General features: G+C 55.6%; 12 protein-coding genes, 1 tRNA gene and 1 pseudogene. 6 read left to right on the top strand and 8 right to left on the bottom strand.

Features of this window, described 5'->3' with window-relative positions; genetic code table 11:
• Nucleotides 1-60: 60 nt before the first annotated feature.
• Nucleotides 61-486 carry a hotdog fold thioesterase gene (locus tag HNQ92_RS05475; protein ID WP_184172012.1) on the bottom strand — a complete coding sequence of 142 codons (426 nt, stop codon included), beginning with the start codon at nt 484-486 and terminating at the stop codon, nt 61-63.
• 86 nt (nt 487-572) lie between these two features.
• Here HNQ92_RS05475 and HNQ92_RS05470 point away from each other — a divergent pair, with 86 nt between their 5' ends.
• The 4 genes from HNQ92_RS05470 (at nt 573) to HNQ92_RS05455 (ending at nt 4162) form a co-directional block, all read left to right on the top strand.
• Entirely contained in the window at nt 573-1217 is a 645-nt protein-coding gene (locus tag HNQ92_RS05470; protein WP_184172010.1) for a histidine phosphatase family protein, read from the top strand.
• 178 nt (nt 1218-1395) lie between these two features.
• The gene (locus HNQ92_RS05465; RefSeq protein WP_184172007.1) at nt 1396-2475 is read left to right on the top strand and encodes a sensor histidine kinase; all 1080 of its coding nucleotides are present in this window, start codon (nt 1396-1398) and stop codon (nt 2473-2475) included.
• 70 nt (nt 2476-2545) lie between these two features.
• Entirely contained in the window at nt 2546-3280 is a 735-nt protein-coding gene (locus tag HNQ92_RS05460) for a LytR/AlgR family response regulator transcription factor (protein WP_184172005.1), read from the top strand.
• 60 nt (nt 3281-3340) lie between these two features.
• A complete protein-coding gene (locus HNQ92_RS05455) occupies nt 3341-4162 on the top strand; it encodes a DUF3298 and DUF4163 domain-containing protein (RefSeq protein WP_184172003.1) in 822 nt (273 codons plus the stop codon).
• Here the strand turns inward: HNQ92_RS05455 and radC are convergent.
• From radC to HNQ92_RS05435, 4 genes are all read right to left on the bottom strand, one after another.
• Complete coding sequence (gene radC, locus HNQ92_RS05450) at nt 4159-4863, bottom strand: RadC family protein (protein ID WP_184172001.1); 705 nt, start codon at nt 4861-4863, stop codon at nt 4159-4161. The two genes, HNQ92_RS05455 and radC, sit on opposite strands and share 4 nt — an antisense overlap.
• Before the next feature lie 169 nt (nt 4864-5032).
• Nucleotides 5033-6544, bottom strand: a complete 1512-nt coding sequence (locus HNQ92_RS05445; protein WP_246439703.1) for a tetratricopeptide repeat protein — start codon at nt 6542-6544, stop codon at nt 5033-5035.
• Nucleotides 6545-6669: 125 nt separating this feature from the next.
• The gene (locus tag HNQ92_RS05440) at nt 6670-7416 is read right to left on the bottom strand and encodes a zinc ribbon domain-containing protein (RefSeq protein WP_184171999.1); all 747 of its coding nucleotides are present in this window, start codon (nt 7414-7416) and stop codon (nt 6670-6672) included.
• A gap of 106 nt (nt 7417-7522) precedes the next feature.
• Nucleotides 7523-8623 carry a Nif3-like dinuclear metal center hexameric protein gene (locus HNQ92_RS05435; protein ID WP_184171997.1) on the bottom strand — a complete coding sequence of 367 codons (1101 nt, stop codon included), beginning with the start codon at nt 8621-8623 and terminating at the stop codon, nt 7523-7525.
• A gap of 233 nt (nt 8624-8856) precedes the next feature.
• Here HNQ92_RS05435 and HNQ92_RS05430 point away from each other — a divergent pair.
• A tRNA-Asp gene (locus HNQ92_RS05430) sits at nt 8857-8930 on the top strand.
• Nucleotides 8931-9468: 538 nt separating this feature from the next.
• Here HNQ92_RS05430 and HNQ92_RS29150 read toward each other — a convergent pair.
• Nucleotides 9469-10446: pseudogene (locus HNQ92_RS29150) on the bottom strand (recombinase family protein); the annotation flags it as partial.
• A 25-nt stretch (nt 10447-10471) separates the two neighbouring features.
• The gene (locus tag HNQ92_RS05420; RefSeq protein ID WP_184171988.1) at nt 10472-10612 is read right to left on the bottom strand and encodes a hypothetical protein; all 141 of its coding nucleotides are present in this window, start codon (nt 10610-10612) and stop codon (nt 10472-10474) included.
• 131 nt (nt 10613-10743) lie between these two features.
• Here HNQ92_RS05420 and HNQ92_RS05415 point away from each other — a divergent pair, with 131 nt between their 5' ends.
• A complete protein-coding gene (locus tag HNQ92_RS05415) occupies nt 10744-11460 on the top strand; it encodes a hypothetical protein (protein ID WP_184171986.1) in 717 nt (238 codons plus the stop codon).
• Between the two features lie 32 nt (nt 11461-11492).
• On the opposite strand, the gene mobC is transcribed toward HNQ92_RS05415, so the two are convergent.
• A complete protein-coding gene (gene mobC, locus HNQ92_RS05410; RefSeq protein ID WP_184171984.1) occupies nt 11493-13463 on the bottom strand; it encodes a conjugal transfer protein MobC in 1971 nt (656 codons plus the stop codon).
• Between the last annotated feature and the right edge of the window lie 3 nt (nt 13464-13466).

Genomic DNA, 13466 nt, shown 5'->3' with positions numbered 1-13466 from the left:
GGGTACCTTCAAAGTACCTGCCTGAATAACACTTTTGGATGACCTTTTTGTTTCGATCTGCTAGCGATTGGCCTCGATGATCGCAATCGTGAGGCGGCTTACGCACACCAGCTTGTTGGCTTCGTTGGTGATCCGGATGTCCCAGATGTGGGTGGTGCGGCCCACGTGGATGGGCGTCACTTGTCCGTAGACGTACCCTTCCTTTACCGACCGCAGGTGATTGGCGTTTATTTCCAGGCCCACGGCGCGCTGGGTTTGGGGGTCGTCGAGGCACAGAAAAGAGGCCACACTCCCGAGGCTTTCGGCCAGCACCACCGACGCCCCGCCGTGCAGGATGCCGAAGGGCTGGCGGGTTCGGTGGTCAACGGGCATCCGGGCCAGTATGTAGTCTGCTCCTATCTCCAGGTATTCGATTCCCAGGTGCCCCCCCATGGAATTGGTATCCAGGGATTTCAGGAAATCTATTGACGCATTATTTTTAAACATATCTAAAAATTATCTAAATTTGTATGCGCTAAATAAGCGAAAAAACCACTTTTTGGCAAATTATTTATAAAAATAATCCAAATCCATTGAGAAGCAAGTCTATCTATATCATCCGGCACGGCGAAACCGAGTACAACCGCCTGGGCGTAGTACAGGGAAGCGGCGTTGATTCTGAGCTTAATGATTGGGGCAAAGCCCAGGCGGCGGCTTTTTTTGACGCCTACGAGCACGTCCCTTTTGACCGAATATATACCTCGAAGCTCCAGCGCACGAAGCAAACCGTCCAGGCATTCATTGACCTGGGGATTCCGTACGAAAGCCACGCCGGGCTGAACGAGATAGGCTGGGGTATGCGCGAAGGCCGCACCCCTAACAACATGGACAACGCCTACTACCGGGACCTGGTGCTGGCATGGCGCAACGGACAAGTGGAGCTGGCCGCCGAGGAAGGCGAAAGCCCCATGCAGGTGCGCGAGCGCCAGCTACCCGTGATTGACCTGATCCTGTCGCGCCCCCACGAAAAGTGCATCCTGATAGCCATGCACGGCCGCGCGATGCGCATCCTGCTCACGACCCTCTTTAACCAGCCCCTCACCGAAATGGATCACTACGAGCACAGCAACCTGTGCCTGTACAAGCTCAGCTACTGCTACCCCGACCGGCAGTTTACCCTGGAAGTTTCCAACGACATCACCCACCTGCTTTCGCTCGAAATACCGCATAACTCCTAGCAGCCGCTCGTGTAGAGTGGCTCCCACTGGTGTAATTACGCCCGCGCCGTTGGCGGTAAGTATGTACCTTGCTTTTTTTGTAAGGGTATGCTAACCGGCAGAAAACGCAATGGCTTTTTTTTAGCTTTTCTCGCGGGTACCTACTTATTTTATTTCTTTGGCTAGACCCACGTCATCCATGTCCAAGACGCGCATATACTGGACGCTCCAAATCACCGGCTGGACTGTGCTCGTGATGTACGAGTACCTGCTCTATTCGGCCGAATACGGATTTGATTCCAACTACTTTTTTACCAGCCTGGCCAACATCCTGCTGGGTATTACCCTCACGCACCTCTACCGCCTGGTGATCCGGCGCTGGAACTGGACCGCCCTGCCCATGCCCCGGCTGGTGTTTCGGGTGGGGCTGTCGGTGCTGGTGCTGGGCGTGATCATGACCGCCGTGAACGTCCCGCTCGACAAAGCCGTGCTGGCCGAAAACCTCGTCAACCACCCGTTCCTGTTTTGGGGGTACTTTTCGGGCTGGTGCAAAAACCTGCTGGCCTGGATCCTGTCGTACACCGTATACCACTACGTGGAGCAAAACCGCCTGGCTGATCTGGACAAAATCATGCTCAAAACCTCCATGCGCGAGGCCGAGGCCAAGGTACTTCGCTCGCAGCTCAACCCACACTTTACCTTTAACGCCCTGAACAGTATCCGGGCGCTAGTGATGGAAAATCCCGCCAAAGCGCAGCAAAGCATTACGCAGTTGTCCAATATTTTACGAAATTCGCTCCTGGCCGACCGCCGCAAAACCGTAGATCTGCGCGAAGAGCTCAAAACCGTGGAAGACTACCTGGAACTGGAAAAAGTCCGCTACGAAGACCGGCTGCAATACCGCCTCGAGGCCGACCCAACGACCCTCTACTGGCAGGTACCGCCCATGATGCTCCAGACGCTGGTCGAAAACGGCATCAAGCATGGCGTGTCCAAGGTTATGGGTGGGGGCTTTCTGGAAGTAAGCACGGAGCTGGAAGAGCAGCTGCTCCTGATCCGGATTCGGAACACCGGTACGCTGGGCACCACCGACTCCGGCGGCGTGGGCCTGCTCAATACCGCCGAGCGGCTCTCGATTTTGTACGGAAAGTACGCCAGTTTTCGGATCTTGCAGGAAAAAGAGAATGTAGTGTGCGCCGAAGTACGGATGCCCATGCTCACCGACGGCCTGCACCGGTTTAGCGGCGAGGTAGCACCCAGTACCCAGGAAGAATCCTGACCAACCCCAAAGTACCCAACGGAAGTACCCTAAACGAATAGATTAAACGCTCTTTACAACCCCAAAAGCCATGAAAACACTAATCGTTGATGACGAACGCCTGGCCCGCAACGAACTCAAACGCCTCCTTGAGCCTTTCTCGAAAATTGACATCGTGGGCGAAGCCTCCAATGCCGACGAAGCCCTGGTGATGATCGATGAGTTGCAACCGGAGCTCCTTTTCCTGGACATCCAGATGCCCGGCAAGAATGGCTTCGAACTGCTCTCGGCCCTGGAAGGCAAGGCCCCGGAGGTGATTTTTACCACCGCCTACGACGAGTACGCCATCAAAGCTTTTGAGTTTAACGCCCTGGACTACCTCCTGAAGCCCATCGACAGCGACCGGCTCCGCGACGCCATCAACCGCGTGGAAGAAAACCAGTCGCCGCTGGAAGTAGCCGTGGCCCCCAACGAGCGTAGCGAAAAGGTACTGGGCGAAAACGATCAGGTGTTTGTAAAGGACGGAGAAAAATGTTGGTTTGTGAAGCTGGGAAAAATCCGGCTTTTTGAGTCGATGGGCAACTACGTGCGGCTGCACTTCGACGATCAGAAACCGCTGGTACTGAAGTCACTCAACAGCCTGGAAGAGCGCCTCGACCAGAATACCTACTTCCGCGCCAACCGCAAGCATATCATCAACCTGCAATGGATCGAGAAGATCGAGCCGTGGTTTAGCGGTGGTCTGCTCGTGACCCTACAGGGCGGCGACCGCATCGAAATTTCGCGCCGTCAGGCCATTCGTTTCAAAGAGCTCATGAGCCTATGAGGCCCTACGGAATCTTTTTTTACCAAATCTAATAGCGGTTTTTGGACCCGGAAGTACCTTATGAAGCAGCACCTAGCAGCCCTGTGCTTACTAAGTACCCTCCTGGCGGGGGCTTGTCGGCAAGCAAACCAGGACGAGGAAAGTACCCAGCGCACGGGCATCACCTTTGAAAACGCCACCCGGCAGGGTACCGAAGTAGGTAGCTGCGACACCGCCAACCTGGGCGGCGCGATGGTATCCGTGGACCTGCTGATGCCCGCCGATTCGGGCAAAGCCACCCAGGCGCTGCGCAAGTACCTCCAGGAAACGGTGGTTCGGCTGCTGTATACGTACTCCGACAGCGCCTACCAAAGCACCAAGAAGCCCAACCTGTCGGAGATGGAAAACGCCGGACAGGCTTTTATGGCCAGCTACCGCGACTTCCACCAGGAAAACCCCGACGCCCCCGGCTGCTGGGCGGTGGAAATGAAGGGCGATACGGTAGCTACCACGCCGAAGCTCATTGTGTACAGCCTGGACCAGTATTCTTTCACGGGCGGCGCGCACCCCAACTCGTTCCTGGGCTACTACCTCTTCGACGCCCAAACCGGCCAGCACCGGGAGTGGCAAACCTACGTGAGCGACACAGTAGCCCTGTACCAGAAAGCCGAGGCGGCCTTCCGGAAGCTGGAAGAAATCCCGGCGGACGCCAACCTGGAGGAGCAGGGGTACTTTCTGCGAGACCACGTTTTCTTCCTGCCGGCCAACGTCGCCTTCACGCGCGAGGGGGTACTTTTTCACTACAATCCCTACGAAATAGCCGCCTACGCCCGTGGCCCCATTTCGTTTACGGTACCTTACGCCGAGCTGGAGGGCGTTGTGAAGCGCGAGCTACTCTTTTAGAAAGTACCTTCGTCGGCAAAGCTGTAGTAGCCGCTATCGGTAAAAATAAGGTGATCCAACACGGGCAGGTCGAGCATTCGGCCTGCCTCTTTTAGTTTGCGGGTGAGGTCGCGGTCGGCCTGGCTGGGCGAGAGGTTGCCCGAGGGGTGGTTGTGAAAAAGGATGATCGAGCTCGCCAGCTGCTCCAGCGCGTGCTTAAAAATCATTTTGGGGTCGGCCACGGTACCCGCCACGCCGCCCGTGCTGATCTGGACCGGACGAAGTACCTCGTTGGCGCGGTTGAGCAGCAAAATCCAGAACTCCTCGTGGGGCTTGTCCAGCAGGTAGGGTTTCATTTCTTCGTAGGCATCCAGCGAGGAGCCAATGCGCCGCCGTCGCAGCATGGTACTTTCTTTACGCCGCCGTCCCAGCTCCAGCGCCGCCACGATGGTGATGGCCTTCGCCTCCCCAATGCCCTTGATCTTCGTCAGCTCCTTAACGCCGTGCCGGGCCAGTTCGTTGAGGTTATTGCCGGCCGAGCCCAGAATCATCTTGGCTACATCCACCGCCGACAGCTCCACCGTACCCGAGCCGATCAGGATCGCGATGAGTTCGGCGTCGGTCAGGGCGGCTTTGCCCTTGAGCAGCAGCTTCTCGCGCGGCCGGTCTTCCTCGGCCCAGCTCAGTATTTTGCGCGACACCTGGTATTCTTTCTCCTCCACCCTACTTCTGCTTAGGTTCGTATAAAATTTGTTTTATTATGGCCTCTATCCCCCCGCCCTTTCTCCCGCGGAGAAAGGGTGCCTGGCATGGGGTACTTTCTCGAAAGCACCCCAAGCCATCTGCCCAAAGTACCCCCTCTGCCCCAAGCCCAATGCCCTCTGCCTAAAGCTACACGCCCAGCTCCGTGAGGGCCGCGCGGGCTTTGTTGTCGATGCTGTTTTTGTATTCGTGCTTTTTAAACGACATCGCCTTCCGAAAATAGGCCACGGCCTGGTCATTTTGTTGTTTTTCCCGACAAATGTACCCCAGTTGCAGCGCCGACGAGGCCCCATAATAAAGCGAAGTGCCCTGGCAAAGGGCGATGGTCCGCTGGTAGTAACGGGTAGCCTGTTCGGGCTGGCCTTTCTTCTGCAAAATGCGCCCCCGCCGGTAGTTGAATTCGGCGCGGTCCGTCAGTTCCTGAAAAGAAGCCTCGGTGTAGGGCTCCAGAGCTTCCCAGGCCTCGGCCAGGTACCCACCGTCGCTGGCGTAGCGTGCCCGAAAAAGTACCTTCTGCTCCGGGCGGGGGCCTTTGCGGTACTGCTCGGCAAAGCGCTGGGCGTACTGGTCCGACTCCGTGATGGTACTTCCTACTTTCTCCACCCGCGCCAGATGGACGAGCGCCTCGGCGGGGGTACTTTTGTCCAGCCAGCGGCAGAGAAACTGTTTGAAGTAGCTGTCTTTTAAGAAATTAAATCCTTTGAAATTTTTCTGAAACAGGCTGTAATAGGCAAAAGCCGTGGCATACTGGCCCTTTTGAAGCAGAATTTCGGCCCGGAGGTAGTCCAGAAAAGGAAACGGCAGGTAGTCTTCGCCGCGGGGCGCTTTGGCCAGCACGGTGAGGGCCTCCTCGCTCCGGCCTTCCTTCATCAGGATGGACGTGCCAAAAAAGTGCAGCAGCAGGTTGTCGGGCTGGCTGCGGGGAAGCTGGTGCAGCTGCTGGATCTGGGCCGGACTCATTTGGAGCGTGTAGGCGTGCAGCAGGAGCTCAATGAGCTGGGCCTCCTGCCGGAAAAACGGCTCCTGGCGCTGTACTTGTTGGAGTTCATTCAGGCCCTGGCTGATGCTCCCCTTCAAGCCCAGCATTTTGGCTACCCAGGCGTAGTTGTCAGGAATGGAGCCAATCAGGACGTGCAGCAGCCCGAGGGATTTGAGGGTAGGCGCAAACGCAGGAAATTTTTTTCGGTTTTCTTCCAGCAGGCGGTACGCTTTGATAATATCCCAGCAGGCACTGACCTCGCTGCCAAACTTCAGCTTGGCAAAGGCCCAGTGCAGCCGTACTTCGGCCATGAGCAGGCGCTGGTAGGGCGACGAGCCCGGCAGCCGCGCGAGGGTACTTAGGCGGGCGTCCTGCTGTTTGCTTAGGGTAGCGTAAGCTTTCATATCCTCCGAGATCAGGAGGTAGTACATGTCGGCGTAGTTCTCAAGGTATACCAGCGCCCCGTTGGCAGGATTCTGCGCGCGTTCCTGCTCCAGGAGCTCGCGGGCGTGGTTGAGGCGTAGTTTCTGGATTTCAAAGTAGGCTTTTTGCAGGCGTGGCGTAAAGGCAAAATCCGCTTCGGCCTCGTGCGCCCGGCTCTCCGTAAGCAGGCCGACCAGGACCAGGAGTAAGGTAATTAGCCACATTCGGAAATAATTCATGCGTAATAGCGCGTTTTTTGAATGCATATACGCCCACCGGAGCGATTGAGATGCCCGGCAACCGGGTGTATAAAAAAAGGCCGCCGGTGGGGCAGCCTTTTTTTGTCGACATCCCGGACCGAAACCTAGCGCCGGTTCGAAGCGGGTTCTACGCTTTCGACATCCGCCAGGATACGTCCGCAGTGCTCGCACACGATTAGTTTTTTCCGCTCCCGAATATCGGCCTGGCGCTGGGGAGGTACAATGTTGAAGCAGCCTCCGCACGCCCCGCGTGAGACGGGTACTACGGCCAGTCCGTTGATGGAGTTGTTGCGAATCTTCTGGTACGATTTCAGCAATCGTTCCTCAATTTTTTTGATGTGTTTTTCGCGCTCCCCGATCAGTTGTTTTTCTTCTTCCTCGCTCTCACCCATGATCACCGACAGCTCCTGCTTCTTGGCCTTGAGGTCTTCGTTGCGTTCGTTGAGGGTACTTTGGGTACGGTTCACGTCCTCCTCGATGAGGCGAATCCGGGCGCGGGCCTCATTGATTTTCTTTTCGGCCAGCTGTACATCCAGCTCCTGCAGCTCGATCTCCTTCGTGATGGCGTCGTACTCGCGGTTGTTCCGCACGTTCATCTGCTGATCTTTGTAGCGGGTAATCAGCTTTTCGGCGTCTTTCTGGGCACCTTTCAGGCTATCTATCTCGCCGTTAAGGCCATCGATCTCCGATTTGAATTTGCCGAGACGGGTTTCAAAGCCGATGATTTCGTCTTCAAGGTCCCGTACTTCTTCGGGTAAGTCACCCCGGGTTTTTAGTATTTCGTCAAGATTTGAATCAATTTCCTGCAGCTTAAGCAGTGCGTCTAACCTTTGTGCGATCGTGTTTTCCATGTATGTCGTTTACGGACTGTTTCAGACTATCGTTTGGTTCCAGTAAGTGATGAAGGTACTTGAAATGATGCGTTCCGCTTCTTGTGCACAGCTGTTGCAGAATACATTACCAAAAGTACCTAACCGGATTGGTGTTAACCTCCGATAAATAGAGCGCAAAATTATCAAATTTTTCTGATAAATACTTGTAAAGAATGTCTTTCGTGTGTACTTCGCTTTCATAATGCCCAATATCGCAGATCATGAGTCGTCCTTCGGCGTCAAAAAACTCGTGGTACTTGTAGTCGGCCGTCACGAAGGCGTCGGCTTGGGCTTGCTTGGCGGCGGGCAGCAGGAAACTTCCTACGCCTCCGCACACGGCCACGCGCCGCACCATGGTACCCGCAGGCTCGGTATATTTTACCAGCGGCGTCTCCATTTTTTCTTTCAGGAAACGCAGAAAATCCGGTACTGCCAGCGGCTCGGGCAGCTCCCCCACGGCCCCCGCCCCTACTTCCTGGTTTTCGTTTTCGAGGGTATGCAGGTAGTAGGCTACCTCTTCGTAGGGGTGCGCCTCGCGCAAGGCACTTAGGATACGCCGCTCCAGATAGGCCGAAAAAAGTACCTCCACCCGGTGCTCCTGTACCTCCTCGGGCTCCCCGCGGGTACCTAGCGTAGGGTTAGCCGCCGCGCCGGGCGTGAAGGTACCCGTGCCCAGCGTCCGAAAGCTACAGCCCGAGTACTCCCCTATCCGGCCGGCTCCGGCCGCGTAGAGCGCTTCCAGCACGGCGGGCGTATCGGTAAGCGGCACGAAGGTGGTGAGCTTCATGAGGAGCTGCTTTTTGGGAGCCAGCACTTTTACGTTTTGGAGGCCCAGGCGCGCGGCGATCATCCAGTTCACGCCGTCTACTACGCTGTCGAGGTTGGTATGGATGGCGTAAAGGGCCACGTCGTGCTTGATGGCCTTCAGTACCGTCCGCTCTACGTAGGTGCGTCCCGTGAGCGACTTCAGGCCTTTGAATACAATGGGGTGGTGCGCTACCACCACGTTACACCCTTTTTGGATGGCTTCGTCCACCACGGCTTCGGTGCAGTCGAGGGAGCAAAGTACCCCCCGCACGGGCTGGGCCGGGTCCCCCACAATCAGCCCGGCGTTGTCGTAGCTTTCCTGGTAGGCAGGCGGTGCCCAGCGTTCCAGCTGTTGTATGATTTCGTGTAGTTGGGTCATGCTGCTTGAATTCGGCGCGCCTTCTGAATACAGAAAGGTACCTTGCCCGGTACGGCGGCGCGCCCCAAAAGTACAAAAACAGACTCCCTAAAAAAAGAGCGACTGATAGTCAGGCTATTTAAAAAAATTGTTACTTTTTTTCGAGAGTACACTTGCACCGTATTACAAAGCCGTCTACTTTTGCACCACGTTTTCACCGAAACGACGGCGAAAACAACAATAATTGACACATTGGTCCGGTAGTTCAGTTGGTTAGAATACATGCCTGTCACGCATGGGGTCGCGGGTTCGAGTCCCGTCCGGACCGCCGAACGGTACAAGTCGAGAAATTCGTCACTTGTACCGTTTTTTTTTATTTGTAAATCCCTCTTCATCAAGTAGATAAGACGCACCGCTTCGTTAAGGCGGGCGGTTCGATAATAATTTCCGTCAAACACGAGATTTTCCGGAAAAATCGAACCGATGACATGCCGCTTTTGCGCGATACTCCCTTCGCGGTACAAATAATCCAGCCTCAACAGGTTCGCCACTCCCTCTTCCAGTAATCCTTCAATGCTCTTGGGATTATTCGATTGGAGGGCCATCAGCTTCCGCTCCAGCTCGTTGATCTCCTGCTCACAGTCCGCTTTCATCAGCTTAAAATCCAGTGGGTCAATTAGCTCTTCAAAAACCCGCCGCCGGGCCGCATTCAACCGGTCGTTCAAGGCCTTCATTTTATCCAGGATCGCATTCCGTTCGTCCCGCAAGGAACGAGTTTGTTGGTGGTATTCCGCGTTCAAAAAGAACCGATACAGCTCTACCATGTCTGGCTCGGGTATGAATTGCCGGAGGTAGTCGACAAACAACGCGTTCGCCTGCGGGGCCTTGAAACGGCTCCCGCAGGCCGACGTACAATGGTAGTAGTAGTAGTAGTTATTTCTTCCTTTAGAGGCGCTGCCCGTCAACATTTTTCCGCACTCTGGACAAATAAGGAACCCACGCAACGGTAAATTTTCGTTGGAGTTCATTTTCGTCCGTTGCTTTTTGGCGCGCCCACTCAACACCGCTTGCACGCGGTTAAATAATGTTTCGGTGACCAAAGGTTCGTGCTGTCCCGTCACGTAAAAGGCTGCCTCATCCCTAAACGCGTGTACGTGGATCTTTCCGCAATAGACCGGATTGCGGATGGCCAGCCAAAAATTGTTCTTGCTGCACTTTAGCTTTTTGGCCAAGGCCTGTTTCCAAACTTGTTCGGTGGTGTAGTGCCCTTCGGCCAGGGTCGCAAAGACCCACCGCAGAATACCCGCTTCCGGCTCTTTGGGCGCGATGTATTTACGTCCCTCTTCCGTACTCCGATTGATATACCCCACGGGCGCCGGTCCCATCCATCGCCCCTCCTTCCGAGCCCTCCGCATGCCGTTGATGACGTTGAGCGACCGGCGGTCGTTTTCCACCTCGGGGGTGGCCAGGTAGATTGCCAGCATGATTTTACTTTCGGGAATGGACATGTCCAGGGGCTGCTCGATGGCTTGCGGCTCCACGCCTAATTTCCGGAGAATACTGATCATCTGGTAGGCATCGCCAGCATTGCGGCTGAACCGGTCCCATTTGGTAAACAAGACCAAATCCGATTTTCCTTTAGCCTTGCGCAGATGCAGCACATACCGGGACCATTCCGGCCGCTCAAACGTCTTGGCCGAATGGTCTTCCCGTATTACCTGGTTGACTGAGATCCGGTTTTGCTGGCAATACAGCCTTAGCCGTTCTTCCTGATCCCGTTGCGAATAGCCTTTATCCGCCTGTTCATCGGTCGACACCCGAATGTATAAGTCCGCTACCAACATATCCTTTTGTTCTTTGCGTGGTTTGTCAAGTCCGGAGGTAGTGCCCGACCGCCAAGAAGGCTACTTTTCGCAGCCATTCGTAAATCATGGCCGCTTCCTCCACGGTTATTTCTCTTCCTTTCTGGCGCAGGAAATCCCTTACCCACTCGGGGCTTAATTGCTTCATGATGCACCTCCTCTCTGATCCCATTCCTTCCTCCTCAGGGCTCAATCACCCCACTAAGGTAGTAATTTGTTTATATAAATCCATATCTAGCAAAACAATATACTATCTTTACCCTCTTAACGCGAATCCGCATGAAAAGGGCGTCAAAAATCAGCTATAGGACGTATTTCAACGATCGGTTGAAAGCCGTTTCCTTTCACGGAAAATCCACGTATCCGCTCTACGTGCAGTTGACCCATGCCCGCAAAACCCGCTTCTTTAAGAGCAGCGCGTTCGAGCTCTTTTCCCACCCCCGGTTTGCGCAGGCCAGTAACCCGAAGGATTCCCCCCCTACCCTCGCGTTTGTCATCGAGCGAGAAATCGCCCTGCTGAGGTACGTGGTCAAACAATGCCAGGATGCTTTTTCATTGGACCGTTTCAAAAAAGCCTACTCCTTTTACGGTATGGATCTCTGTGTGGCCACCGAAGTCGCCTTTCGGACCTATCTCCAGGAGTTCCTGGACACGAAAGGAGCCCCCAACTTCGGGAAGGCCCTAGCCCACGAAAACCCTCCCTTCGTTCTGTTTGACCTGCTCCGGGAAGCCGAGCGGGTGATGGCCCCATCCCTGTACGCCGAGCTCACCACCCACCTGTCCCAAGCCCCTCCGTACCTGGAACTCCATGCCTTCACCCGGCATGTCAAGCCGTGGCCGGATCTGGTTCTAACCAACCTGGAATGGGAGCAGCAGGATACCCAAGCCTCGTTCGTCCGCTATGTACAGCAAAACCACCCGGGAAAAGAGGCCGTTCGGGTGGTAGAACAGCTGGAGTGGTGGCTGGACCAGCACAAAAAGTCCCTTCGTTCCTAACCCGAAAGGCTTGTTCAGGCGCATTTCTCCCTCTACTTTACCACCAAATGGGCCAACCCCGGATCCTGCAGGATCCGCTCCAGCTCACTGTCGACCAGGTCCTGGATCTCTTCCTTGATCCGAAGGTAGTTGGCCTGTACCTGCGCATCGTCCACGGGCCGGATGACCGGCAGCGGCTGGTAGGCGGCCTCCTCCCTTTTTAGCGCCCGGTGATCATTGACAATCGCGCCATGAAACGCCTTTCGGTCTATTTTCTGATCCGGGTTGTCGGCCACCAGCCCCACAAATTCCCCGGAACTGAGCGTAGCCATGCGGGAAGCCGGGATGGCATAATCGTACTGCTTGGATTTACTCACGGACGTATCGGTCCGGTTCACGGAGAGGCTGGTACGGTCCTGCATGACCTTTCCGAGCCGCTCGGACAGCTGTTTGGCCGTATCGCCCGTGACCTGGCCCGCGATGAGATTGCCCGTAATGTTCATGATCACCTCGGCCTGTTCCCTGCCGTAATCCTTCCGAAGCTGACTAAAGTCCTGGAGGCCCAGCGTGGTAGCCACCTGGTTGGAACGGGCCGTGGCCAGCAGGCCGTCGATGTGGTTAAGGTAAATCGTGGGGAACTCATCCAGTACCAGACTGCATTTCGCTTTCCCCTTTTGGTTGACCAGTTTCACCAGCCGGTTCACGTACAGGGACAACACGGCACCGTAAATTTGGCTCTTCTGGGGATTATTGCCCATGCAAACGATCTTGGGCTGGTCCGGATTGTTGATGTCCAGCGTAAAATCACGGCCGCTCAACACGTAGTACAGCTGGGGGGAAGAAAGCCGGGCCAAAGCGATCTTGGCCGAGGCGACCTGGCCTTCGAGTTGTTCCATCGCGCCGTTCCGATAGGCCGTCACGAAAGGATTGATCAACACTTCGATCTCCTTTTCGGCCCGCAGGATGGTGAACAGTTTGCCGTATTCCAGCTGCATCAGTTCGATGGCATGGGGCAAGGTGCAGTACCGGCCGTGGCCGAACTTCCGCAAAAACCAGATCACTGCCGTCAGGAAGTTAATGGCCGACTCGACGAAAAAATCACCTTGACGTCGGATCCACTCGCGGTTCAGTCCGAGCAGGATGGTGCGGGATGATTCGGCGGCATCGGTCAGGTCGAGCATCCCTTCCGCCTCCAGGGGGTTGCAGCGGTGGCTACGGCTAAGGTCGTCAAAATGGATGGTATAAAAAGCCGGTGGTTTAGCATACCGGTGTCGGTACCGGAGAAACGCGTTGTAGGCAACCACGGAAAGGTCCGGTATCTTAAAATCGTAGACAAACATCGTAAAGGCTTTGCTCAGATGCTGGGTGATCACGTGCCGAATAACGAAGTAGGACTTGCCGGCTCCGGGCGAGCCCAGGACCAGCAGTCCCCGGAAAGGATTGATGACGTTGATCCAGCTTTTGCGCGTCTGGTTCCGGAGCCGATACCGGGCCGGAAGGTTAATTGAAAACGCATTGTCCAGGTACCGTTCTTCCTGGGGAAAGGTTTCATTCTGACGGTTAAAGACATCCTCCTCCAGGCGAACCGTAATCACGCGGGAGAGCAGGGTCCCTCCCATCAGCACCAGGACGAAGCCAACCGTCGTCACCGCCAGGTAGGCAACCGTCACCCCCTGAGCCGACAGCGGCAGGTACCACAACAGGGAGGCGGCAAAGTAGATAGCCATTCCGGTTAGGGTGTAGCCCAGCCCGGTCCAGACCGGCAAGTTCTCCTTCTTTTTCCCCTTGATGCCGAGTAGCGATACCAGAAGCAAGCCCAGAGCCAGGACCTTGGAACGGTGGAAGCGGGCAAACAAACCCGTCCGCGCCACGTTTTCCAATAACCGGTCGCTGAAATCGGAAACGAGCTGCCAACCGGCAAAGGCGGTGTAGCCATAGTAATAGAAGTGAAGCCCCAGCAGCACGATGGCTAGCATCCGGGTCAGGTCCAGAATTTTACCCAGGGCGTATTGATTCTCCTGCATGGT

The sequence above is a fragment of the Rhabdobacter roseus genome, from assembly GCF_014202275.1.
GTDB lineage: Bacteria > Bacteroidota > Bacteroidia > Cytophagales > Spirosomataceae > Rhabdobacter > Rhabdobacter roseus.
Note: the sequence above shows the minus strand (reverse complement) of the source record. Positions and strands in the feature narration are given on the sequence as shown.

Excerpts from the sequence above, each read along its gene's own strand:
- HNQ92_RS05475 (WP_184172012.1), bottom strand. The coding sequence starts at position 486 with ATGTTTAAAAATAATGCGTCAATAGATTTCCTGAAATCCCTGGATACC.
- HNQ92_RS05465 (WP_184172007.1), top strand. The coding sequence starts at position 1,396 with ATGTCCAAGACGCGCATATACTGGACGCTCCAAATCACCGGCTGGACT.
- HNQ92_RS05460 (WP_184172005.1), top strand. The coding sequence starts at position 2,546 with ATGAAAACACTAATCGTTGATGACGAACGCCTGGCCCGCAACGAACTC.
- HNQ92_RS05455 (WP_184172003.1), top strand. The coding sequence starts at position 3,341 with ATGAAGCAGCACCTAGCAGCCCTGTGCTTACTAAGTACCCTCCTGGCG.
- HNQ92_RS05445 (WP_246439703.1), bottom strand. The coding sequence starts at position 6,544 with ATGAATTATTTCCGAATGTGGCTAATTACCTTACTCCTGGTCCTGGTC.
- HNQ92_RS05440 (WP_184171999.1), bottom strand. The coding sequence starts at position 7,416 with ATGGAAAACACGATCGCACAAAGGTTAGACGCACTGCTTAAGCTGCAG.
- HNQ92_RS05435 (WP_184171997.1), bottom strand. The coding sequence starts at position 8,623 with ATGACCCAACTACACGAAATCATACAACAGCTGGAACGCTGGGCACCG.
- HNQ92_RS05420 (WP_184171988.1), bottom strand. The coding sequence starts at position 10,612 with ATGAAGCAATTAAGCCCCGAGTGGGTAAGGGATTTCCTGCGCCAGAAA.
- HNQ92_RS05415 (WP_184171986.1), top strand. The coding sequence starts at position 10,744 with ATGAAAAGGGCGTCAAAAATCAGCTATAGGACGTATTTCAACGATCGG.
- mobC (WP_184171984.1), bottom strand. The coding sequence starts at position 13,463 with ATGCAGGAGAATCAATACGCCCTGGGTAAAATTCTGGACCTGACCCGG.